This window comes from Paenarthrobacter sp. TYUT067 (assembly GCF_023656375.1).
GTDB lineage: Bacteria > Actinomycetota > Actinomycetes > Actinomycetales > Micrococcaceae > Arthrobacter.
Window position 1 is genome coordinate 1 of the sequence record NZ_JAMOIT010000025.1, and the last position, 21314, is coordinate 21314.

Genomic DNA, 21314 nt, shown 5'->3' on the forward strand with positions numbered 1-21314 from the left:
CTCCACGTTTCGGGAGATCTCCTCGACCCTGCCCGCGAAATCAGCCGCCTCAACAAACCCCAACAACCGCACCTCATCGGCCGCTATTGATCGCAGCGCATCAGTTGCGGCAGCACCCTCAAGGAGCGCGGCCTCCAGGACCGCCGAACCGGCCACCGCGGACACCGCGGACAACCCAGCCGCTGGTTTGCCTGTCGGGGTGGATTCCCCGCGCTCGGACGGCTGCTTGAGCAACAACGGGGGCACTTCTTCCGGCCCTGGTTCCCCAAGCCCATGCAACGATTCGAATCCAAGAAGCAGCCCAGCGTTCCAAGAGGGATCAGCGGCGGGTCCTGCCGCCGTCGAGGGCTTGCGCACCGATGGCCGGGAAAGCATGTCCGAGGAAGCTGGGAAGCCAATTCCAGGCACCTCACTGGCGCCGGGGGAACCGCCCCGCCGCGCCACGACCTGCCCAATGCCTTCCATAACCCAACCCTGTCACGAAGGCTTCACCACCATCAGACCCAATCGATGCTATGTGGAAAACCCCACCCAACTGCCAAATGCCAACGCCCGGCGCGAGCGTATTTTAGCAGGGCTAATCTTTGGCACGGCTAATCCTTAGCAGGGCTAATCATTGGCAGGGCTAATCCTTGCGCTGGGCCTAACCGACGAGCCCGGTTTGGTGGTGGACGCCGGCTTGATCGACTTTCCGGTGGAATCGCATTCCGGCCGCGCCTCCCACGATCGCGCCGAGGAGAGGGACGATTAGGGCGATGGCGAGTCCAACGATGCCGCTGGCGGTCATGAGGCTTCCGTCGACGGGAATCTGCGGGGCGCCGTTAAGATTGCCGAGAATATCGAACTGGCTCCCAGCCACCGCTGCGAGAATCGCCACGATGATGGCGATGATGATGCCCCAAAGCCACACGGCGAGTCCTTGCTTCACGCCGTCGAAACGCGCCATCCGGCCAGCGACGTACCCTCCGCAGTAGTAAGCAAGAAACAAGAGTACCGCCAGCACGATTCCACTCACCATGCCCAGGGTTTCCGCGTTCTGCCGGGCTTGCTCCGCCGCTTGTTGGGTCTCGGATGGATTTGCCGCTCCTACACCTACGCCTATGGCCGTGGCCAAGGCGCTTAGCAGGACGGTCATCCCGATGGCGGTTAACCAGCCGAAGAATGCCGAACCCCACTTGGTTCCGCCGAAGCGTTCCTTCTCCGCGGCAACGACGTCGTTCCTACGGCCTCATTCATCGGCGTCAGCCGGGCCAAGAATATGCACGCGCACGTGCGCAGGAGTCGACTTCTGCCAAACCGCGCGTGCCAAACCGCGCTGGACTCCATCCCACCCTTGGCGCCAGGGTTCCCAAATATAGGGATCCGTGCCTGTTGCGTGGGAGAATTTGAAGCATGGAAGCCACCACCGCAGGAGCTCGCACGCTTGAACGCGGACTCAGCCTGATCGACCATGTAGCGGCAGGCAACCATCGGCTCGAGGACATTACCAAAGCCTCGGGACTCAGTCGCTCGGCCACCCATAGGATGCTGACCTCACTTGTAGGAGCAAGGTACCTGAGCCAGGCCGAAGACCGAAGCTACCACCTTGGCGTGAAGCTGCTGGAGCTGGGCACTCAAGCCCAAACCAGCATCGACTTGCCAGGAGCCGTGCAGCAGATCTTGTCCGACATCGCCCGGATTACCCTGGACGCCACCCACTTGGGAATACTCTCCGGGGATGAAGTGGTGTACCTGGCCAAGGCCCGTGGTCACCGTGGGTTCGAGATGACCTCCTACCCCGGCGTCCGCCGACGGGCTCAAACCACTGCACTGGGCAAGGTGCTGCTGGCCGAGAAGGACGAGTCGGAGGCGATCAAGGCCTTTAACCACACCTTCACTCCCACGCCGCTTTCCATTAGGACGGCCGAAGACTTCCTGGATGCGCTGCACCGGGCGAAGCACAATGGTTACGCCATGGATGATCAGGAGAACGAACTCGGGATCACGTGCCTGGCCATCGGGATACCCGATTTGAGCGGTGTCATGGCTGCCGCCGTGTCAGTCTCGGCCCCCAGCGTCCACATGACCCCTGAGCGCATCCAGTCCCTTGTTGTGTTGCTTCAGAAGTTCCAGCCGGAGCTCACCAGTTGCCTTCCTCCCGGATTCGAAAGGGCTTGGATCTAGCCCCGGCAGACCCAGCCCTTCCGACCCGACGGCGGCTACCGCCTCACGGGTTCTGAGGCGTCCAGTAGTTCGAGTTCGTGGCGGTGTGGCATGCCTTCCCAGTCGCCGGGGACGAGACAGGCGAAGGCGCCTGTTCGTACTGCGGTGTGGAGCCGGTCCTGGATGGGGGCTCCGGCTAGGAGGTCGGAGATGTAGCCGGCTACGAAGGCGTCTCCTGCGCCGACGGTGTCCACAGCGTTGATGCGCACTGCTTCCTGGCGGTATTCAGCGTGGTCGATCACACCGACGCAACCGGCTGGGCCGTTTTTGATGATCACTTGGTGGGGGCCCAACGCGGCGATTTTGTGGGCGAGCTGGAGTGAGTCCGCTCCGGGCCCTACTGCGATTTCGGCTTCGTCGTCGCCGGCGAAAACAAGATCTGCTTGTTCGATGAAGCGCCGGAAGACCGGCCCGGCTTCCTCTTCTGTCCAGAGGGCTGCGCGGTAGTTCAGGTCGAACGAGACGGTCACCCCGGCTTCGCGGGCCACGGTTACTGCGTGCAGCGCGGCTTGATGCGCTGTTGCGGAGAGGCCGGGTGTGATGCCGGTCAGGTGCAGGAGTCTCGCGTTTTGGATGGCGTCGACGGGGACGTCTTCCGGTGCCAGGCGTGAGCCGGCGCTGGCGGTGCGATAGTACCAGACTTTCAGGTGTTCCTGGGTTCGGCGTTCCTTGATCATCAGGCCTGTGGGGGCGTGGGGGTCGCGGATGCCGAGTGTGGTGATGCCTTCGGCGGCCACTTCCCGGAGTACGAGGTCTCCGAGGCTGTCCTGCCCGACGCGCCCGAGCCAGGTCACGCTGGTACCGAGGCGTTGCAGGGCGATGGCGAAGTTGGTTTCGGCCCCGCCCATGCCCAGCCCCAGTGACCCGGCATGTGCCAGGGGGCCCGGCGTTACGGCTTTCATGAGGGCCATGGTTTCGCCCATGGTCACCACGTCCGTGTATGTCCCGTTAGTGCAACTCATGTGGCTGTCCTCGCGTCCACGGCCTCAGCCACGAGCTTGCTGAGTTTTTCGGCGCGTGCGGTGAGTTCGGTCAGGTTCCCGCCGGTGAAGGCGTCGCGCAGCAGCGGGCCGCCGAGGCTCACGGCCAGGGCGCCGGCTGCGATCCAGGCCGGCGCGTCCTCGATCCCGATGCCGCCGGAGGGAACGATCCGCATTTGTGGGAAGGGTCCGCGCAGTTGGCTGATGTAGCCGGGTCCGACCGTGGAGGCGGGGAAGAGCTTCACGGCGGTGGCGCCGGCTTCCCAGCCGGCGAGTAGTTCGGTGGGTGTCAGGCCACCCGGGAACACCGGAATGTTACGTTCGACGGCGGCGCTCACCACTGCGGTGACCGTTGCGGGGGTGACAAGGTAGTCCGCACCTACCTCGAGGGCCTGCCTGGCGTGGTCCACGGTGGTGATGGTGCCGACGCCGATTTCGGCGTCCGTGCCGAAGCGTTCCTTAAGCCGGGGCAGTTCGGCGAACACGCCCTCGGTGCTCAGTGTCAGCTCAATGGACCGGACCCCGCCGCGGATCAGTGCCTCGATCACGGGGGCGTACTCGCGGGCGTGGTGTGCCCGCATGACGGCCACCACAGGATGGGCTGTCAGGATCGCCGAAGGGGCCGGGCGTGCCGGGCTGTGATGGTTGTTCATCGGGCCAGCCACCCGCCGTCCACGGGCAGTACGATGCCGTGGATGTAGTCCGCGGCCGGGGAGGCCAGGAACACCACCGCGCCGGCGAGGTCGTTCCCTGTTCCCCAGCGGGCTGCCGGGATCCTGGTGGAGATTTGTTCGTTCCGCACGGTGTCGGCCAGGAGTGCCTCGTTCATGTCCGTGGCGATGTACCCGGGCGCAACGGCGTTGACGTTCACCCCGTGCGGGGCCCATTCGTTGCAGAGGGTTTTGGTCAGTTGGGCTACCGCTCCCTTGGATGCTGCGTAGGCCGGGACCCGTAAGCCGCCCTGGAAGGACAGCAGGGATGCGAGGTTGATGATTTTGCCGTGCCCGCGTTCGACCATGGGCTTGCCGAAGCCTTGGCAAAGCTGGAACACGGCCCGGGTATTGATGTTCATGACCGCGTCGAAGTCTTCCAACGGGAACTTTACGGAATCATGGCGGATCTGCGTACCGGCGTTGTTGACCAGGATGTCGATCCGGTGCCTGCCCAGCGTCGTTTCGATGCCATGGGTGACGGAGTCCTGGCTGGACAGGTCGATGGCCACGGCCTCGGCCCTCACGCCGGCTTCTGCCGCGGCTGCTGCCAGTTCCGGGGCGAGCGGGCCGCGTTGGAGCGCGACAATGTTCGCGCCCGCCCGGACCAATCCCAACCCGATGCCCAGGCCGATGCCGCGGGAAGCTCCGGTGATGGCCGCCGTCGAGCCGGTCAGGTCAAAAGGCGCCCGCAGCGCCACGGTCTCAGTGGTGCCGGTGTCAGTTCCCGTTGTGTCTTTCATGCTTCTTCCTTGCCGGGGGCCGCTGCCGCCGTGGCGGTGGCGGGGCCCACGAATACTTTGAGGACCGCCCCGGCGGTCATGGCTTTGGTCAACGCGGCCAGCGTTTGGTCGAGGGGGAAGACCTCCACGGGGATGCGTCCGAGCCCGAGATTGCCGCCCTCGATCAGTTCCACTGCGCGTTCGACGTCGGCCCGCGTGTAGACGCGGACACCCACCACCGTGTTCTCGGCAAAGGTCAGGGCTTGCAGGTCCACCTCGACGGGTTTCTTGTACACACCCACCAAGACGATGGTGCCCAGCACCCGGACAGCTTTAGGCAACAGTGCCGCCACGGAGGGGTGGGCTGCGGAATCGAACACAATGTCCGCGCCGTCCCCACCCGTAGCGTCCAGAACGGCTGCCACGGGGTCGGAGCCGGTAGGGACGGTGTCAAAGCCCAGCTCCTCGGCCACCTTGCGGCGCTCTTCCGAGGGCTCGGAAATCAGCACGCTGCCGGCCCCTTCATGCCGGGCGACCAAGGCGGTGAGGATGCCGATGGGACCGGCGCCGAACACCACCACCCGTTCCCCGCCACGAAGCCCGGACCGGGACACCGCATGCACCGCCACCGCCAGGGGCTCAGCCAACGCAGCTTCCTGGACCGGAACCCCGGAGTTAATGGGGATGAGTGTTTCCGCCGGCAAAGCAACGTACTCTGCCAGGGACCCGGCGACGTCAATCCCGTACAGCTTCAGGCTCCGGCACACATGCGTGTCACCCTGGCGGCACGGGTGGCAGTTCCCGCAATGAATCAGCGGCTCCACGATCACCCGTGTTCCTACTGCCGGGCCCCCCGGGGCTGCGACCTCTACGATTCCCGTGATCTCATGACCCATCACCACCGGCGCTTCGGCCCGGGGGTGGCTGCCATGAAGGATGGAAAAGTCCGTCCCGCAAATACCAGTGAGCTCTGACCGGACCAATGCCCAACCTTCCGGCACCTCGGGGAGCGGAACGGTCCGGTATGCGATGGTGTCCGGACCGGTCCAGACGGCCGCACCCATCGTCAGTGACGTGGTTTCAGCTGCAGTTTCGATGCTCATGCGGACACGCTCCCCATCAACACTTCAATGTTAAGGATGTTCCGCGGTGTGCGGCCGGCGCACACCTCCACCACATTCTCCACCGTGCGTCGCTTGAGTTCCGCGTAGGATTCCTCGCTGTACCAAGCCGCATGGGGAGTGAGGACCGCGTTGTCCAGCTCGAGCAACGGACTGGTCCTGGGCAAGGGTTCGACTTCGAAGACGTCCAGGCCGGCAGCGTGCAGACGACCGTCCGTGAGGGCTGCTGCCACGGCCTCGGTATCCACCACTCCGCCGCGGCAAGTGTTGACGAGCACAGCGCCCGGCTTCACCCGGTCCAGGACGTCACCGTTGATCAGGTGATGGGTGTGCTGGTTGAGCGGCACATGGAGGGAGATCACATCAGCACCGGCAATGAGTTCCTCGAAGCTCACCACAGTGATCCCGTCCTCCGTGACATCCCCGGGAGCCAGCAGCGGATCCGAACCAATGACCTGGTAACCGAGTCCCTTTGCTTTCCGGCCCGTGGCTGCACCAATCAGGCCCAAACCCACTACCCCGAACACGCGCTCACTGATCCGGTGCAACGGCTGAACCGGCCCCAGCGAATATTCGCCGCGGCGCACGCCACGGTCCAGCTGCGTAATCCCGCGGGCCAGGCTCACAGCCAACGCGATCGCGTGATCGCTGACGTCTTCGGTGCCGTAGTCGGGAACGTTACAGACGGCGACGCCGCGCGCAGTGGCCGCTGCGACGTCGAGCGTGTCAACCCCGACGCCGTAACGGCCTATCGCTTTCAGGCCCGGCAACGCGTCCAAAACCTTGGCGGTGATAGGCGCGTACTGCACAACGATCGCGTCCGCGCCGGCAGCAGCATGGATGACCTCGTCCTCGGTCCGGCACTGAGCCAACACCAGCTCAACGCCGGCAGCCCGGGCGACAGCACGCTCAATCTCGATCGAATCATGATCACAGTCGGTGATGACTATTTTGGTGGGATGAGTGGGGGTGGTGGGTTGCGGCATTACTTGGCGTCCTCTTCAAGGAGAAGGTCGCGGTCGACCGTCTCCGGGGATTTGATGGTGGTGAACAGGCTGATCCCCATGATGGCCATCATGTAGATGGCAACCGGGACCCAGGATCCGCTAAAGGCAGTAACCAATGCGGAACAGATCAGCGGGGCTATGCCGCCGCCGAAAACGGAGGAGAACTCGCGGCCAAGTGCCACGCCGGCGTAGCGGTAGCGTGCGCCGAAGAGCTCAGGGAAGTATGCGGATTGGACGCCTACGGATCCCTGGGCGGCAAAGATGAAGCCCAGGACGATGACCAGCGAAATCAGGAACAGGTTGCCGGTATTGATCAGCAGGAAGGCCGGGACGGGGAAGATGAAGAGGAACGTGGTGACCACCAAGTACATGGACCGGCGACCGAATCTGTCCGAGAGGTTGCCAAAAACGTAAGCGGACACGCACGCGAACAGGGCGCCCACCAGCAGGACCTTCGGTATGAACGTCGCGTCGATCTTGAGTTGGCTGATGAGGTAGGAACCCAGGAACACCTGGAACAGGTAGGAGTGGGCGTTGGCGCCGACGTTCATGAAGAAAACGCGGACAAGGTTCTTGCGGCCGTTCTTGACCACATCTGCCACCGGGGTGTCCTTCTTGCCGATAGCGCCTTCTTCCTGAAGTTCCTGGAAGACCGGGGACTCTTTGAGCTTTCGGCGGATGACGTAGGCGGCGATCGTCACGAAAATGGAGGAGAAGAAGACCAGTCGCCATCCGTAGGACTCCAGGGCTTCCTTGGGCATCATTTGGACCAGAATCCACACCACAGCTCCAAGCGCCGTGCCGGCCGCGGCCCCTACGAAGACGAGTGAGGCGTACTTGCCGCGCGTGCCCTTGGGAGCGGTTTCCGCAATCAGGACCACGCCGCCGGCCTGCTCAGCACCGGCGCCGAAGCCTTGAAGGAACCTGCAGGCAACCAGCAGCGCTGGTGCCCAGAGCCCGGCTTGCTGGTATGTGGGAAGAAGCCCGATGGCGAAAGTGGCGATGCCCATGAGGAAAAGGGTGGCCACCAGCACCCACTTGCGGCCCAACTTGTCGCCGTATTTGGAGAAGAAGAGTCCACCCAGGGGCCGCGCGCCGAAGCCCACGGCGTAGGCTCCGAACGCTGCGAGGATGCCGATTGCGGGCTCTACGTTGGGGAAGAAGATCGTGTTGAAGATGATCGCGGAGGCGGTTCCGTAGATCACGAAGTCGTACTGCTCCAAGGCAGTTCCGATCAGTCCGGCCCATGCGGCGCGGCGGACGTTTTTCACCTCGGATGGGGTGCCGGTACCTGGCCGGCGGGCATTCTGAACAACGCTGTTCTCAGTCAATCTTGTCTCCAAGCGAGTGATGGCTAGAGGTTGTAGCCGTGTGAGTAGGGATGCGGATTTCTTGATTCCGATTATAGGGATGGCATCCCGAAAACCGCTGGAGATAAATGTAGCTTATGTTCCTGATCCGTGAAAGCGATTTCTATCAAAGGCCCGACGGCGGGCCTCACAACGCCGGCATCAAGCTATCTCTGGCCACCCAAGGATGGGACCATAGTCATATGGGCGAACAAGAGAATGTGCAGCCCGCCGAGGGCGTAGCAACATACAGTGTGGCGTCAGAAGAACGGGGAGATCCTACAACGCAGCAGATGCGGACCGTCGGCCAGCGTCGCCGCGAAGCCGAACGCAAGCTGGACCTTCACTTGGAGGAAGCCAGCCACAAGGACGGAACGTCTGTCACCGAAGGCGAGGGCCATTCCGAAGGGTAGAGCCGCTGGCTCGCTCTGGATGATGTTTGGGCTGATGGAGCGGCGTGTCACTGCTGTGGGCTTCGCCCTGGTGGAGTTGAAGCGCGCTGTGGATCAGCGGGAAGTGGCTGAATGCCTGCGGTGTGTTGCCGAGGTGCCGTTGCGTCCGAGGATCCCACTCCTCGCTGAGCAGGCCCACATCGTTGCGCAGGCTGAGTAGTCGCTCAAACAGCTCGGTCGCCTCGCCGGTGCGGCCGATTCCCAGCAGCGCGTCCACCAACCAAAACGAGCACGCCAGGAAGACACCTTCGTCACCCGGGAGTCCGTCGTGCCCGGACTGGGTGCGGTAACGCAGGACCAAGCCGTCATCGCTAAGTCCTTTCTGGATGGCATCTACGGTCCCGGCAACCCGCGGGTGCCGGTGCGGCAGGAAACCCACCCGTGGAATGAGGAGCAGGCTCGCGTCCAATTCCGTACTTCCGTAGGACTGGACGAAGGTGTTGAGTTTTTCGTCGAAGCCTTTGGTCATGACGTCAGCGTGGATCTCGCTGCGAAGCGCTGCCCACCTGTCAGCCGGGCCGGGTAAGCCGGATGTACGCACCGCCTTGACCATGCGGTCCGCAGCCACCCAGGCCATCACCTTGGAATGGGTGAAGTGCCGGCGCGGTCCGCGCATCTCCCACAGCCCGTTGTCAGGCTGGTTCCATGCACCCTCCAGGTACTCCATCAACGCCACCTGGATGTCCCATGACGTGTCCACCGTGCCCTGAGGAGAAGCAGCCCGGGTCAGTGAGAGACCATCCAGTACCTCGCCCCACACGTCCAACTGAAGCTGCGGGGCAGCGGCATTTCCGGTACGGACCGGCTGTGAACCTTCGTAACCGGAGAGCCAGGGAATGTCCGCCTCCGGAAGTCTCCTGGCGCCGTCGAGCCCGTACACAATCTGAAGCTCTGAAGGGTCGCCGGCGATAGCGCGCAGCAGCCAATCCCGCCACGCGCCGGCTTCCTCCGTGTAGCCCGCAGCGAGCAGCGACTGCAAGGTCAGCGTGGCGTCGCGCAGCCAGCAGTACCGGTAGTCCCAGTTCCGCGGCCCGCCCAATTGCTCGGGCAAGGACGTAGTTGCGGCGGCCACAATCCCACCGGTAGGTGCGTACGTCAGGGCTTTAAGGGTGATCAGGGACCGTTCCACCGGCTCCTTGTATTTGCCGGACATCTCACTGCGTCCAATCCATTCCAGCCAAAACTTCTCCGTTCCGGAAACGGCACGGAAGGGATCGATTCGTCGGGGCTCCCGTTCGTGGCTTGGCGCCCATCGCAGCACGAAGGGAACGCGGTCGCCTGCCTTTACCGTGAATTCGCTGTAGGTGCGCTTGTCCCGGCCCTCCAGGGTGACCGGGGTGGTGAGGTAGGCCGAGTCGGGGCCGGCCACCGCGCTGATGCCGTGCTCGCTATGCCGGACCCACGGCACCACCCGGCCGTAGTCGAAGCGCAGAACCAACTCCATTTTCATGGTCACCTCGCCGGACAGCCCCTCGACGATCCGCACCAGATCCACTGCGTCGTCGCGGACGGGCATGAAATCGATCACCCGGACCGAGCCGCCGTCAACTTCCCACTCCGTTTCCAGGATCAACGTGTCCTCGCGGTACTGGCGTCGCGTGCTGTTTCCCCCGTCGGGTGTCCCGGCGGGGGCGAGGAGCCAGCGGCCAGCGTCGGGATTGTGCAATAGTGCAGCAAAGCACGCCGGGGAGTCGAAGCGCGGCAGGCACATCCAGTCGATGGAGCCGCTGCGCCCCACCAAGGCAGCCGTGTTCAGGTCCCCGATGATGGCATAGTCCTCGATCCTGGCCATGAACAAAACTCCCTCAGTCGGCGTCGTCTGCTATGCCCGAACCGTACCCCGCGCGCCTGAGTGCCTCCAATGAGACTCGCGCGTCCTGCCGGAGGGCTTTTATTCGGTGCCGGCTTTAAACCGTTGGAGTCCGTCCAGGATGAGGTCGAGGCCGAACATGAACTCGTCGCCAAAGTCGTAGCCGGGTTTGAGGACATGCTCGACGGCGATCTCCACCATGCGCGGATACTCACCTGTGGAGAAGCGCTCCATGATGGGTTTGGTGATTTCCGCTGCAGTGTCGCGGCCTTCGAACGGCAGGGCAGCTTCCTGGACGGCGAATCCGTAGATGTAGCTGTCCAGTAGGGCATAAGCGTGGGCCGTCAGTTGCACAGAGAACCCCGCACTCCGCAAAGTGTCGAGTGTCGCTTCATGGTGCCGGAGTGTGGCCGGTCCCGGGGCGGACCGGCTTTCCACCAGCCCGACTGCCCAGGGGTGCCGCTTTAGTGCCGCTCGCACTCCCGTTGCCCGCCGCTGCATCTCTTCGCGCCAATCGCCGTCGGACGCCGGAAGGTCGATTTCGCTGAAGACCATGTCCACGATTCCGTCCAGGATTTCGTCCTTGTTGGCTACGTAGTAGTAGAGCGACATGGGTTTGGTTCCCATGCTGTGAGCAAGCGTGCGGATGGTCAACGCAGCGAGCCCGGATTCGTCCGCGAGCGCGACGGCGCACTCCAGGACGCGTTCCCGGCTCAGGGGGAGGCGCTGGGCTGCTGCGGTCACGGGATCTCCCTCGGCTTGGAACGGGTTCATGGCGGTTTGGTGCTGGTGGTCTAGGTCCTCAACCTTTAGTACCTCTAGACGTTTAGTACCCCTAGACCTTTAGTACAGTGTACGGTACTGTCTTTGGTACAGCGTACGAAATTGCTGAAACAACCCCGTAACCCATCAACGCACACCCTGAGAGGTCCGGCCATGACCACTGGTCAGCACGCCAAGGAATCACGTCATCACAAGCGGCGGTCCATGCCGGGCCCGTTCATGAGGGCCATTGTTCAGGAGGGTTACGGTTCCGCCGACGTCCTGCGCGAGGCTCAGGTCCCGCGCCCCGCCATAGGTGAGAATGAAGTGCTGGTGAAGGTTCAGGCCGCCGGGTTGGATCGCGGGACATGGCACATCACCAGCGGTTTGCCGTATGCGCTGCGCCCGGTCTACGGTTTCCGCGCTCCGAGGCATCCCGTTCCCGGGCTGGACCTCGCCGGTACCGTTGAGGCGGTGGGTTCACAAGTGACGCGGTTTGTTGTGGGTGACCATGTCTTCGGGTCGGGGAAGGGAACCTTCGCTGAGTACGCCGCTGCCGGTGAAAATCATCTTGCGCACAAGCCCTCGGGTATTAGCTTCGAGCAGGCCGCTGCGGTGCCGGTTTCAGCCTGCACTGCCCTGATTGCGCTGCGCGCCGGCGGTATTGATCCGATGAAGGCCTCGATGCCAAAGGAAAAGGCGGCGGCATCCAGGGAGCTCAGCGTACTGATCACCGGCGCCTCCGGAGGCGTGGGCAGCTACGCGGTGCAGCTCGCCAAGGCTGCAGGCGCCCGGGTCACCGGCGTTGCCAGCACCGCCAAGCTGGACTTGGTCCGAACCCTCGGCGCAGACCACGTCATCGACTACACCACGGAGGATTTTGCTGATGGCGCGGAACGCTACGACGTCATCATCGACATCGCAGGCAACCCGTCCGTTGCCCGACTTCGGCGGTCGCTCACCCCTGCCGGTACTGCTGTGATCACCGGTGGTGAGGAAGGCGGCTCGTGGACGGGGAGCATGGATCGCCAATTGCGGGCAGTGGCACTCTCCCCGTTCATCAAGCAGCGGCTCACCATGATAGTGGGAACCCAGACGGCTGGGGATCTGGAACACCTTGCGGAGCTCTTGGACGCAGGAACCATCACTCCTGCAATAGACCGAACGTTTCCGCTGGCGCAGGTCCCCGAGGCCATGCGTTATTTCGACGCCGGTAAAGCCCGCGGGAAGGTGGTCATCACCATCTAAGCCACGCAGGGTAAGCCACGCAGGGTAAGCCACGCAGGCGAGGGCAATGTGCTCGGCTGAACATGCCCTAGCCCGGAGCTCCCGTCGCGTGCTACCACTGACCCTAGGAACAAACCCTTGAGGAGAAGCCGTGGCCGAAGACCTACCTGTCCTTGTTGTTGGTGCTACGGGTTTCCTGGGTGGCCAAGTGGTGGACGAGCTTCTCAAGCGTGGCAAGAAAGTCCGCGCTTTGGTGAGACCGAAGTCCAATGCGGCCAAGCTTGTTGCCAAGGGTGTTGAGATTGCCCGCGGGGATATGCTGGACACCGCCTCCTTGATCACTGCGATGACCGGTGTTTCGGCGGCGATCTCGACGGCGGCCGGCTATACGCGCAATGACAAGAACGCCACAGCGATCGACACTTTCGGCAACAACAACCTGGCTGTCGCGGCGAAGCACGCCCGGGTGCCGCGCTTCGTGCTCATCAGCATCGTCACGTGCGACCAGACTCCCCAGGTTCCCCATTTCTGGAACAAGAAGAAGGCCGAGGACACTTTCGAAGATCTCGGTGTTCCCTTTGTGGCCCTCAGGCCCGGCGCGTTCTTCGACCAAGCGGTGGGGATGGGCGGGGATCCCTTCGCGAAGGGCCGCTTCGTGTGGCTCGGTTCCAAGGATGCCCGGCTCACTTTCGTCCTGGCCAGTGACGTCGCCGCGTACCTTGCGGAGGCGGTGGACGCGGACGTTGTTGAGGGTGAGCGGATTGACATCGGGTGGAGCCGGCCGGTGAGTATTCATGAAGCGGCGGAGCTGGCTGGCCGTCGGGCGGGAAAGCAGATCAAGGTGATGTCCGTACCCGCCGGTGCCATAGCGGGACTCGGTAAAGTGACCGCGAAAGTCCTGCCGTTGGTGGGCGATATGGCAAGCATGGTGGCGTGGTTCGAGACCGGCAGGTACGTTGCGGACATCAGCCGCCAGGAGCAGGTATTTGGTCCAGCGCCGACTCCCGAGGATGCAATCGGCAGGGTGGCGGAACGCTACGGTCATTAATTAACGCCGATGAACGCGGCGTGGCGATGACTGGCCGGAGCTCTTGTTCGTAAGTATCCTGATGACACAGATTTGACGCAGGCCCTGACTGCGCCAAAACAATATGAGGAGCACGTTATGAGAATTGGTTCTTCCATTGCACTGATTGCCATCGGAGCTATTCTGGCTTTCGCGCTCGCCCCCGGAATCATCCCCTTCCTCGACCAAGTCCTGGTCGGCTACATTTTGATCGGGGTCGGCATCATCGGCCTCATCATCTCCATCGCCATGTCCAACAGGACCCGCCGCACTGTTGTTGAACGCCGCGGCGATCCCCACACGGTTGTCGAGCGGCGCCCCGAGGTCTAGCAGCCGCAACTTATCGAAGAAGCGCACGACGGCGGGAGGCCGCCGTCGTGCGCTGTTGTGCGTCCGGACCCGAAGTGCCAGTCGCCCGGAGGGCCCGGCGGCGACAGTTCAGGGTGCGCCTGTGGTCAAGCCGTTCGGAGACCATCTTGGCCGGAGCCGAATTCAGATAGCCAAGCCGATGCGGGGTATGTCAGCGCCATCTCCCTAGCGGCGTAGGCTGCTGCCATGGAGAAGTCATTCGACATTGAACTGGTCAATCACAACGAGTACTTGGTGCGGTGGGCCTCGGAAGGCCAAACCGGGGAGTCCCTGGTCCACACCAACCCGGATTTCCTGGCTGAGGCGGGCCTGGACGTCTTTGAGGAGCAGCGTGTTGTTGAAGAAACCACGACGTATCTGGCCGAACATCAACCCGTGATCGATTTCCCGCAGACCGTTGACCTGGAAGAGATTGCTGCCGCCTATTCGGACTACACGGAGCAACTGAGGGCCCGGCTCGACGCTCGATAGCTGCTTCAAGCCTGCGTCTTGGTCCCCGATGCAGCGACTGGTATACGGGGGTCCCGGCTGGGGTTGACGGCTTAGGGCTGGACGTCGGCCGTGACGCGCTGGCCGTTGAAGTACTCCAGCTGCCAGCCGTCAGTCACATGGTGGTGGGCCAGGTTGAGCACAGCGTTCTGCACGCTGTCCAGGGTGCGGCCGATCGCTTGGCTCAAGGTCAGTCGAATCAGGGTGCCGTGTGCAACCACCAGGACGCGTTTGCCGGCGAATTCTTCAGCTAGTGATTCCAAGGCGGCAATGCCCCGGTCAGCAGCGGCCTGGTCTGTTTCGCCTCCACGGAAGCCGCCCGGGATGCGCAATGCCTCCAGCTCGGGCCCTGCCTGGAGTCCTTCGGCGGGACCGAAACTGCGCTCGGTGAGCTCCGGAACCAGCCGGGCAACTTTGAGTCCCAGGCCGTCGGCGATGATCCGGGCAGTTTCGGCGGCACGGCTCAGTGGCGAGGACACTACGGTGTCCCATGCCTGGTCTGAGAGGAAGTCGACGGCGTCGCGCGCCTGTCCGCGGCCGACGTCGTTGAGCGGGATGTCAGTGGCCCCCTGCAACCTGCGCTCCGCGTTCCAGTCGGTTTGGCCGTGGCGGACGAGGGCGAAAGTTGTGAGGGTCATGCTTTCCATTGTGCCCTGCAGGCGCGCCGCTCCGCAGTTTCCTCCGTCACGTAGGGACGTTACGTCACGTGAGGAAGCGCCCGACGGCGGGAGGTCGCCGTCGGGCGTTCTGCTGCGATTAGTGCCGCCCGGCCCGATCTCCGCCGGATTCAGCCAGGTCCATGCTGAGTCCCGGGTGGCGGTGGACCGGCTCCGGATCGCGCCATAGCCGGGCAATTGCGTCTTAGCATTACCCATCCGGCTGCTTAATCAGTATCCTGATTACTTATCTGGTAAACCGGATGATGCTGTGTGGGCTGTTTGCCTGGGCCGCACGTGGCTGAAGCAGACGGCCGCGCGGCCATCGTGAAAGTTTGAATGACGGCATTGCGTGGTGACGCTAGGACAGTGGTTGGGTCCGCGGCTCCAGGTCGGCCTGAAGGACGTGACATTCGTGGGCAACAACTACGAGGCCGTGGACCCCCATCTCCCCGCCTCAGCCGCAACTGCAGGAACAGACGTTGCAGGTGCCGCTGAAACACTTGATGGCCGCTACCAGCTGGGACCCGTTCTGGGCAGAGGCGCCATGTCAGCCGTGTACCAGGCGACGGACCTGCTGCTCGGCCGCGACGTGGCCATCAAAATTTTCCTGCCCGGTTCCGGCGACGAATCGTTCCGGGCCCGCCAGGAAAACGAAATGCGGCTCCTGGCCGCCTTCGACCACCCGGGGCTGGTGGCTGCCTTCGACGCCGGAGTCGACACGCGCAATGACGAAGAACGTGCCTATCTGGTGATGGAACTTGCTGAGGGCAGGGATTTGCGCGCCGTGCTCACTGACGGGCCGCTGACCGTTCCCGAGACCGCGCGGATCGGCATCCGGCTGGCCGGGGCACTCTCCCAGGTCCATCAACACGGCGTTATCCACCGCGACATCAAGCCGGCCAATATTTTGGTATCCGACGACGACGGCCTGGCGCAGACCGTCAAGCTGGCAGACTTTGGCGTCGCTCTGGTCATGAACGACAACAGGCTCACCGCAACCGGCTTCACCGTGGGGACCGCCCAGTACCTTAGCCCCGAGCAGGCTCAAGGCCTGGGCCTGACTCCCGCGAGCGACATCTACTCGCTGGGCTTGGTACTGCTCGAATGCCTCACCGGCAGGGCCGAGTACCCGGGCACCCCCATTGAGACAGCATCAGCGCGCCTCCACCGGGCACCGCAGGTTCCGTTGGAATTGCCGGCTCCGCTGCGGGAGTTGCTCGAAGCAATGACAGACATGGATCCGGGGAAGCGCCCCACTGCGCAGCACGTGGAGCAGGCGCTCGCCGAGGAAGGGATACAGGCCGGGCGAAGGACCGCCGTGCTGCCGCAGGTTCCGAGCCGGCCGCCTCTGCGGGCAGTCACCCGGAAGCAGGCCACAGTTACCGGCATTAGGGACTTCAGCAAACGGCGACCCAAGACCGTCCGTGGCGTGGCCGCGGCAGCGGTGACCATTCCGCTGGCCCTGCTGATTCTCTCTCAGGGTTTCGCGCCCGCAAGCAACACTGCCGATCCCTCCCAGCCTTCGGACACAGGCGTTTCGCAGGCGGAGCCGCAGCCAGCTGCGCCGGTGGTGCCCGCCATCCCTGTTGCGCCATCGCCTGCTGATGCCCAGCCTGCCGACGCCGGTAGCGGCGACGCCGGAAGTGCTGACGTCCAGCCCGCTGACGTCGTCAATCTTCAGGAGCCCGCCCAGAATCCTGCGCCAGTGCAAGCGCCGGCGCCCGCAGCGGTGCCGGGCCCGGACATTGCCAAGGAAAAGAGCAACGGAAAGAGCGAGAAAAAGTCTGAAAAGGCCAAAGGACCCGGCGAGGGTAAGTAGTTTAAAGACCTGCGGGAAAGCTGACCGCCACGGTTGTTCCGCCGCCGGGAGTTTCGGTCAACGTGAGCTCGCCCCCATGTGCTTTGGCGATGCTGCTGCACGTGGCCAGACCAAGTCCGGAACCTGGGCCGTCGCCTTCCCGCCGCAGACGCACCAAGGGCTCCAGGGCTTTGGCGCGATCTCCGGGCTCGATGCCCTTGCCGTTGTCCGCCACGAAGATCGTGGCGCCATGATAATTGGAAACCCCGTTGATCCGGACGCGGAGATCGCGATCAGGACTGCGGTAGTTCATGGCATTGGAGAGCAGGTTCTGCAGCAGCGTCCGGAGTTGTCCATGGTCGGCATGGAGGGCCAAATCCTCCACCTCCACAATCCCGTGATTCTCGATGCCCAGGTCGCGGGCAACTTCTTCGGTCACTTGGCGCAGGGAAACGTGGGTGGGCTGGACTGCGCCGCCCACCCGGGAATAGCTCAGAACATCCTCCAGCATGCCCAGCATCCGTCGTCCGCTGGAGCCGATGCGGTCCAGGTAACGCGCAGCCGTGCTGTTCGGTTCTACATCGGGGTCGTCCTCCACCAGTTCCACATAGCCCAGGATGGTGGTGAGGGGAATGCGGAGATCATGGCTGACGCGTCCGGCAAACCCGGCGAGCTTGGCATTGCTGTCCTTCAACTCGGCATAGGTCCGGTCCAGCTGGGTGGTGCGGTGCTGAAGTTCCAACAACTCCACCACCTGCTTTGCCAAGACCTCCAGCATGCTCACCTGTTCGGGGCGCAGTTCTTTTGTCTTATCCGAGAAGACGCATAAGGTTCCAGGGACGAATCCGGATTCTGTCTGCAGGGGGACCGAAGCATAGAAGCGGACTTTCCCGAGTTCACCGGTAACAAAGGGATTGTCCGCGAAGCGCGGATCCTTTGAGGCATCGGCCACCACTGTCCTCTCACGGGAGAGGAACACCTTGGCGCACATGGAGTCCTCACGGGAGCAGACGCCCGGGTCCACGCCCCAGGCGCCAATCTGGTGCTGGTACTCCGCGCTGATGATGTTGACCACGCCAAAGGGAGCGCCGCACAGCTCCGTGGCGAGCCGCACCAGGTTCTGCAGGGCGCTCATGACGGCAGCATTGGGAAGCAGTACTGAATCCAAGGCCGGGTCCAAGCCATACTCCTGTAGTTCCAGGTCCCGGCTGATGTCATCAGTGAAGGAAAGCTGGCCCTGAACTTCCGTCATATTATTACTCCCCCAAGCGTCATTAGGATTCCCTGCCGATACTACCGGGACGCTGGCGGCGGTGGTTTACTGGGACGCATGACCGAGCAGGAACCGGCCTCCGCCGCGTCTACTGACAGCATCGATCTCTCCCTACGTACCCCCGCGGAAAGATCCCGTACTTTCACCGGGATCCTGGTGAACACTGCCCTGGCAAATATCACCACCAGCTACTTGTGGTTCGCCCTGACGTTCTGGGTGTACTTGGAGACACGCAACGTCATTGCCACCGGAGTGATCGGCGGTGCGTACATGCTGCTGATCGCCCTCTCCAGCATCAGCTTCGGAACGTTCGTGGACCGTTACCGGAAGCTTGCCGTGATGCGTTTCGCCGCAGCCTTCACCATGGGGATGTTCGTCCTCTCAGGCGTCATGTTCCTGCTGACACCGGAGCAGGCGCTCCTGGACCTGACGCAGCCATGGTTCTGGATCTTCACCATGATCATCCTGATCGGTGCAGTGGTGGAAAACATGCGGAACATTGCCCTATCCACCACCGTCACCATCCTGATCGAACCGGATCGGCGGGCCAACGCCAACGGGCTGGTGGGCATGGTGCAAGGGCTCATGTTCATTGTCACCTCGGTCCTCTCCGGGCTATCGGTGGGGTTGCTGGGCATGGGTTGGACCGTAGTTGTCGCCCTGGTGCTGACCGCCTTGGCCTTCGCGCACTTGCTCACCCTGCGTCTGCCGGAGGAAGTGAAGGCGGCGGCCTCCGATGCGCAAGGCGGCTTCGACCTCCGGGGGTCGTGGGCTGCCGTCATGGCAATCTCCGGGCTCTTCGCGCTGATTCTCTTCTCCACGTTCAACAACTTCATCGGCGGCGTCTACATGGCGTTGATGGACCCTTATGGCCTGGAAATGTTCTCCGTTGAAATGTGGGGAGTCGTCTCTGCCATCGGTGCCACAGGCTTCATTGTGGGCGGCGCACTGGTCGGCAAATTCGGCCTGGGGTCCAACCCCCTGCGGACCATGCTCATTGCCGTGGTGCTCATGGGATTCATCGGCGCCTTGTTCACCTTCCGCGAGTGGGCCTGGCTCTACATCGTAGGAATCTGGCTCTACATGGCGCTGGTTCCCGTGGTGGAAGCCGCCGAGCAGACCGTCATCCAAAGCGTGGTGCCACTTCCCCGGCAGGGCAGGGTGTTTGGCTTCGCCATGGCATTCGAGTCCGCTGCGGCGCCCATCACTGCCTTCCTCATTGCCCCGATCGCCCAATTCTGGATCATCCCGTACGCCCGGTCCGCGGAGGGATCTGCCAACCTCGCACCGCTGCTGGGCGAGGGGATCTCCCGCGGCATCGCCCTGGTGTTCCTGGCCGCCGGCATCATCATGATCGTGGTGGCGCTGATCGCTTTCCTCACTCCCGTCTACCGCCGCGTGTCTGCCTCCTATGCGCAAACCTCCAAGACGCAGACGGCAACGGAAGAACGGGAGAGTGAAAGCTCGGAAACGCCGTCCTCGCATTAGGGGTGCCCGGGCGCCCCTCAAGCGAGGGCGCCCGCTTTGACGGGGCTGATCAGGAGGCTGCGCGTACTGCGGCTCCTGCCATGGCAGAAGTGCCCAGGTCACTCTTCTCCAGGGCCTGCCCGCCTTGGACCGCCTTGACCCATGCTTGGGTTGAGGCAACCGCAGCCCAGTTGGAGTTGAGTAACGCCATCAAGGTGGTGTGCACGGTCTTCGCGTCAGCGGTTCCTGCCTCATTGCTGAGGTTGATGGCACCGGTTGCATCTGAGAGGACTTCGGTGGCAAAACCAAGGAATTCTGCCTCGACGGCCGAGGCCAGGATGCAGTTGTTGGTCATGTAACCCACCAAGGTGACGGTGTCGACGTCGTGCTCGCGGAGCCAGGCAGCAACATCGGTGCCGGCGTACACCGAACCGTAACGCTTGACGACGTTCTTCCAGAAACCGGTCCTGCGGGCTTCCACCTCAGGGTGTAGCTCGTATTCAGCAGATCCCGGGGCGAAAACGGGCGCGCCTTCACCTTCGCTGTGCTGGATCGCTGCGATGGGAATGCCTGCGGCGGTTGCAGCATCGATCGCCTGGGTCATCATGGGCAGCGACTCCTGGTGGTGCGGGTACCGAATTTCCAGTGGCCCGCTGAAGTACTGCTGCTGGACGTCTACAAGGATCAGGGCGCGGCGGATTGTGCTCATGGTGTTCTCCGTAGGTGGTTGCTTGTGTTTGGATGTCCCTTCTCATCTTTGGGCCGAGTCCCTTTAGGCACCAGTGGCACGTATGCCTATATACGATTGATTCGGGCCAAAGGATTAGGGAGCACGGTGTGAGGATCGCGGTATATGCCTTCGACGGCATCACGATGTTTCACCTGGCCGTGCCGCAAATGGTGTTCGGCGAAGTGTCACGCCAGGGTTTGGCCGAGTGGACCACCGCCCTGTTCTCCCACCGGGCGGGCCCCGTCCAAACCGCTGAGGGGTACACGCTGGGGGAGGTTCAGGGACCCTCGACGGCGGAACGGGCCGACGTCGTGGTGGTGCCCTCGTGGTTCGACGACGAGCGCGAGCCCGGCGAGGCTTTCAGTAAGATCCTCCGACAAGCCCACGCCAGGGGTGCAACCATTGTGGGGTTGTGCCTGGGAGCCATCCCCGTTGCAGATGCCGGCCTTCTGAATGGCCGTTCTGCCGTCACGCACTGGCAAGCGTTTGATTCCCTCGCTGTCCGGCACCCCGAGGTGTCCCTCGACCAAACAGTGCTCTACATTGATCACGGCGACGTCCTCACCTCTGCCGGTACGGCCTCCGGGCTCGATGCCTGCCTGCATGTGGTGAGGGGCCGCTTGGGGTCTGCGGCAGCAAACCAGGTGGCGCGAAGCCTGGTCATCGCTCCGCACCGCGAAGGCGGGCAGGCCCAGTACATCGAGCACCCCCTTCCGCCGCGAGCCGAAGGCGACCCCATGGCAAGGCTGCTTGAATGGGCCATGGGGCGACTGGCTGAACCCCTCAGTATTGACCGGCTCGCGGCCCAAGCCCACATGAGCCGGCGAACCTTTGTGCGCGCCTTCCGTGCCTCAACCGGGACGACGCCGTCTGCCTGGATACGTAGTCGCCGGCTTGATGCTGCCCGCCGACTCCTGGAAACCACCAACTTGTCCATCGATCAGGTTGCGGCCGACTGCGGCTTCGGCAGCGCAGTGACCCTCCGGCAAAACTTTGCCGGCACCTTCTCCACCTCGCCCACGGACTACAGACGCCGCTTCACCGCCTGACGGGATGCGGAACATCCCCACATTCACGGCAAAGATCACTCTATTCGGATGAGACGGGATGATTGCCGCGTG

At 63.2% G+C, this 21314-nt stretch carries 21 protein-coding genes and 1 pseudogene; 9 read left to right on the forward strand and 13 right to left on the reverse strand.

The annotated features are described in order from the left end of the window. Both MOD31_RS19245 and MOD31_RS19250 read right to left on the reverse strand, forming a co-directional pair. A pseudogene (locus MOD31_RS19245) lies at window positions 1-465 on the reverse strand (HNH endonuclease); the annotation flags it as partial. Window positions 466-643: 178 nt separating this feature from the next. Beyond that, window positions 644-1135: a hypothetical protein gene (locus tag MOD31_RS19250; protein ID WP_250821420.1), complete on the reverse strand. Its 492-nt coding sequence runs from the start codon at window positions 1133-1135 to the stop codon at window positions 644-646. Between the two features lie 257 nt (window positions 1136-1392). Between MOD31_RS19250 and MOD31_RS19255 the strand changes: the two genes are divergently transcribed. After that, on the forward strand, window positions 1393-2163 hold the full coding sequence (locus MOD31_RS19255) for an IclR family transcriptional regulator (RefSeq protein WP_166842540.1): 771 nt from the start codon (window positions 1393-1395) through the stop codon (window positions 2161-2163). Window positions 2164-2198: 35 nt separating this feature from the next. Here the strand turns inward: MOD31_RS19255 and MOD31_RS19260 are convergent, their stop codons facing one another. Genes MOD31_RS19260 through MOD31_RS19285 form a run of 6 tightly spaced genes read right to left on the reverse strand, consistent with a single transcriptional unit; the run spans window position 2199 to window position 8073 of the window. Further along, entirely contained in the window at window positions 2199-3164 is a 966-nt protein-coding gene (locus MOD31_RS19260) for a sugar kinase (protein WP_250821421.1), read from the reverse strand. Next, entirely contained in the window at window positions 3161-3835 is a 675-nt protein-coding gene (locus MOD31_RS19265) for a bifunctional 4-hydroxy-2-oxoglutarate aldolase/2-dehydro-3-deoxy-phosphogluconate aldolase (RefSeq protein ID WP_250821422.1), read from the reverse strand. The genes MOD31_RS19260 and MOD31_RS19265 overlap by 4 nt, the downstream gene beginning before the upstream one ends. After that, the gene (locus MOD31_RS19270; protein WP_250821423.1) at window positions 3832-4635 is read right to left on the reverse strand and encodes an SDR family oxidoreductase; all 804 of its coding nucleotides are present in this window, start codon (window positions 4633-4635) and stop codon (window positions 3832-3834) included. Before MOD31_RS19270 ends, MOD31_RS19265 begins: the two co-directional genes overlap by 4 nt. After that, the gene (locus MOD31_RS19275) at window positions 4632-5717 is read right to left on the reverse strand and encodes a zinc-binding dehydrogenase (RefSeq protein WP_250821424.1); all 1086 of its coding nucleotides are present in this window, start codon (window positions 5715-5717) and stop codon (window positions 4632-4634) included. Before MOD31_RS19275 ends, MOD31_RS19270 begins: the two co-directional genes overlap by 4 nt. Beyond that, window positions 5714-6721 (reverse strand): C-terminal binding protein, encoded by a 1008-nt coding sequence (locus MOD31_RS19280; protein ID WP_250821425.1) that lies wholly within the window; start codon window positions 6719-6721, stop codon window positions 5714-5716. The genes MOD31_RS19275 and MOD31_RS19280 overlap by 4 nt, the downstream gene beginning before the upstream one ends. Continuing rightward, window positions 6721-8073, reverse strand: a complete 1353-nt coding sequence (locus MOD31_RS19285) for an MFS transporter (protein ID WP_250821426.1) — start codon at window positions 8071-8073, stop codon at window positions 6721-6723. Before MOD31_RS19285 ends, MOD31_RS19280 begins: the two co-directional genes overlap by 1 nt. 221 nt (window positions 8074-8294) lie before the next feature. On the opposite strand from MOD31_RS19285, the gene MOD31_RS19290 reads away from it, so the two are divergent. Further along, on the forward strand, window positions 8295-8504 hold the full coding sequence (locus MOD31_RS19290; protein ID WP_142937502.1) for a hypothetical protein: 210 nt from the start codon (window positions 8295-8297) through the stop codon (window positions 8502-8504). Here the strand turns inward: MOD31_RS19290 and MOD31_RS19295 are convergent. Both MOD31_RS19295 and MOD31_RS19300 read right to left on the reverse strand, forming a co-directional pair. Next, entirely contained in the window at window positions 8473-10335 is a 1863-nt protein-coding gene (locus tag MOD31_RS19295) for a glycoside hydrolase family 15 protein (RefSeq protein ID WP_250821427.1), read from the reverse strand. The two genes, MOD31_RS19290 and MOD31_RS19295, sit on opposite strands and share 32 nt — an antisense overlap. Window positions 10336-10434: 99 nt before the next feature. Continuing rightward, window positions 10435-11127 carry a TetR/AcrR family transcriptional regulator gene (locus MOD31_RS19300; RefSeq protein ID WP_250821428.1) on the reverse strand — a complete coding sequence of 231 codons (693 nt, stop codon included), beginning with the start codon at window positions 11125-11127 and terminating at the stop codon, window positions 10435-10437. A gap of 162 nt (window positions 11128-11289) precedes the next feature. Between MOD31_RS19300 and MOD31_RS19305 the strand changes: the two genes are divergently transcribed. The 4 genes from MOD31_RS19305 (at window position 11290) to MOD31_RS19320 (ending at window position 14248) form a co-directional block, all read left to right on the forward strand. Further along, window positions 11290-12363: an NAD(P)-dependent alcohol dehydrogenase gene (locus tag MOD31_RS19305; RefSeq protein WP_250821429.1), complete on the forward strand. Its 1074-nt coding sequence runs from the start codon at window positions 11290-11292 to the stop codon at window positions 12361-12363. A 130-nt stretch (window positions 12364-12493) separates the two neighbouring features. Then, window positions 12494-13390 carry an SDR family oxidoreductase gene (locus tag MOD31_RS19310; protein ID WP_250821430.1) on the forward strand — a complete coding sequence of 299 codons (897 nt, stop codon included), beginning with the start codon at window positions 12494-12496 and terminating at the stop codon, window positions 13388-13390. Window positions 13391-13507: 117 nt separating this feature from the next. Beyond that, on the forward strand, window positions 13508-13738 hold the full coding sequence (locus tag MOD31_RS19315; protein WP_043470828.1) for a DUF6458 family protein: 231 nt from the start codon (window positions 13508-13510) through the stop codon (window positions 13736-13738). A gap of 225 nt (window positions 13739-13963) precedes the next feature. Beyond that, a complete protein-coding gene (locus tag MOD31_RS19320; protein WP_142937507.1) occupies window positions 13964-14248 on the forward strand; it encodes a hypothetical protein in 285 nt (94 codons plus the stop codon). 71 nt (window positions 14249-14319) lie between these two features. Here the strand turns inward: MOD31_RS19320 and MOD31_RS19325 are convergent, their stop codons facing one another. Beyond that, entirely contained in the window at window positions 14320-14913 is a 594-nt protein-coding gene (locus tag MOD31_RS19325) for a histidine phosphatase family protein (protein WP_250821454.1), read from the reverse strand. A gap of 382 nt (window positions 14914-15295) precedes the next feature. Here MOD31_RS19325 and MOD31_RS19330 point away from each other — a divergent pair, with 382 nt between their 5' ends. After that, window positions 15296-16744 (forward strand): serine/threonine-protein kinase, encoded by a 1449-nt coding sequence (locus tag MOD31_RS19330; RefSeq protein ID WP_250821431.1) that lies wholly within the window; start codon window positions 15296-15298, stop codon window positions 16742-16744. 1 nt (window position 16745) lies between these two features. Here the strand turns inward: MOD31_RS19330 and MOD31_RS19335 are convergent, their stop codons facing one another. Next, entirely contained in the window at window positions 16746-17975 is a 1230-nt protein-coding gene (locus MOD31_RS19335) for a GAF domain-containing sensor histidine kinase (RefSeq protein ID WP_166842528.1), read from the reverse strand. Window positions 17976-18053: 78 nt separating this feature from the next. Here MOD31_RS19335 and MOD31_RS19340 point away from each other — a divergent pair, with 78 nt between their 5' ends. Next, on the forward strand, window positions 18054-19484 hold the full coding sequence (locus tag MOD31_RS19340; protein WP_166842527.1) for an MFS transporter: 1431 nt from the start codon (window positions 18054-18056) through the stop codon (window positions 19482-19484). 49 nt (window positions 19485-19533) lie between these two features. Here the strand turns inward: MOD31_RS19340 and MOD31_RS19345 are convergent, their stop codons facing one another. Beyond that, window positions 19534-20172, reverse strand: coding sequence for an isochorismatase family protein (locus MOD31_RS19345; protein ID WP_142937511.1), 639 nt, complete (start codon window positions 20170-20172; stop codon window positions 19534-19536). 128 nt (window positions 20173-20300) lie between these two features. Between MOD31_RS19345 and MOD31_RS19350 the strand changes: the two genes are divergently transcribed. Continuing rightward, window positions 20301-21242: a GlxA family transcriptional regulator gene (locus tag MOD31_RS19350; RefSeq protein ID WP_250821432.1), complete on the forward strand. Its 942-nt coding sequence runs from the start codon at window positions 20301-20303 to the stop codon at window positions 21240-21242. The last annotated feature ends 72 nt before the right edge of the window (window positions 21243-21314 follow it).

Coding starts and splice junctions, on each gene's coding strand:
- MOD31_RS19275 (WP_250821424.1), bottom strand. CDS start 5,717: ATGAGCATCGAAACTGCAGCTGAAACCACGTCACTGACGATGGGTGCG.
- MOD31_RS19270 (WP_250821423.1), bottom strand. CDS start 4,635: ATGAAAGACACAACGGGAACTGACACCGGCACCACTGAGACCGTGGCG.
- MOD31_RS19305 (WP_250821429.1), top strand. CDS start 11,290: ATGACCACTGGTCAGCACGCCAAGGAATCACGTCATCACAAGCGGCGG.
- MOD31_RS19295 (WP_250821427.1), bottom strand. CDS start 10,335: ATGGCCAGGATCGAGGACTATGCCATCATCGGGGACCTGAACACGGCT.
- MOD31_RS19315 (WP_043470828.1), top strand. CDS start 13,508: ATGAGAATTGGTTCTTCCATTGCACTGATTGCCATCGGAGCTATTCTG.
- MOD31_RS19265 (WP_250821422.1), bottom strand. CDS start 3,835: ATGAACAACCATCACAGCCCGGCACGCCCGGCCCCTTCGGCGATCCTG.
- MOD31_RS19345 (WP_142937511.1), bottom strand. CDS start 20,172: ATGAGCACAATCCGCCGCGCCCTGATCCTTGTAGACGTCCAGCAGCAG.
- MOD31_RS19340 (WP_166842527.1), top strand. CDS start 18,054: ATGACCGAGCAGGAACCGGCCTCCGCCGCGTCTACTGACAGCATCGAT.
- MOD31_RS19335 (WP_166842528.1), bottom strand. CDS start 17,975: ATGACGGAAGTTCAGGGCCAGCTTTCCTTCACTGATGACATCAGCCGG.
- MOD31_RS19325 (WP_250821454.1), bottom strand. CDS start 14,913: ATGGAAAGCATGACCCTCACAACTTTCGCCCTCGTCCGCCACGGCCAA.
- MOD31_RS19260 (WP_250821421.1), bottom strand. CDS start 3,164: ATGAGTTGCACTAACGGGACATACACGGACGTGGTGACCATGGGCGAA.
- MOD31_RS19290 (WP_142937502.1), top strand. CDS start 8,295: ATGGGCGAACAAGAGAATGTGCAGCCCGCCGAGGGCGTAGCAACATAC.
- MOD31_RS19250 (WP_250821420.1), bottom strand. CDS start 1,135: ATGACCGTCCTGCTAAGCGCCTTGGCCACGGCCATAGGCGTAGGTGTA.
- MOD31_RS19255 (WP_166842540.1), top strand. CDS start 1,393: ATGGAAGCCACCACCGCAGGAGCTCGCACGCTTGAACGCGGACTCAGC.
- MOD31_RS19320 (WP_142937507.1), top strand. CDS start 13,964: ATGGAGAAGTCATTCGACATTGAACTGGTCAATCACAACGAGTACTTG.
- MOD31_RS19280 (WP_250821425.1), bottom strand. CDS start 6,721: ATGCCGCAACCCACCACCCCCACTCATCCCACCAAAATAGTCATCACC.
- MOD31_RS19300 (WP_250821428.1), bottom strand. CDS start 11,127: ATGAACCCGTTCCAAGCCGAGGGAGATCCCGTGACCGCAGCAGCCCAG.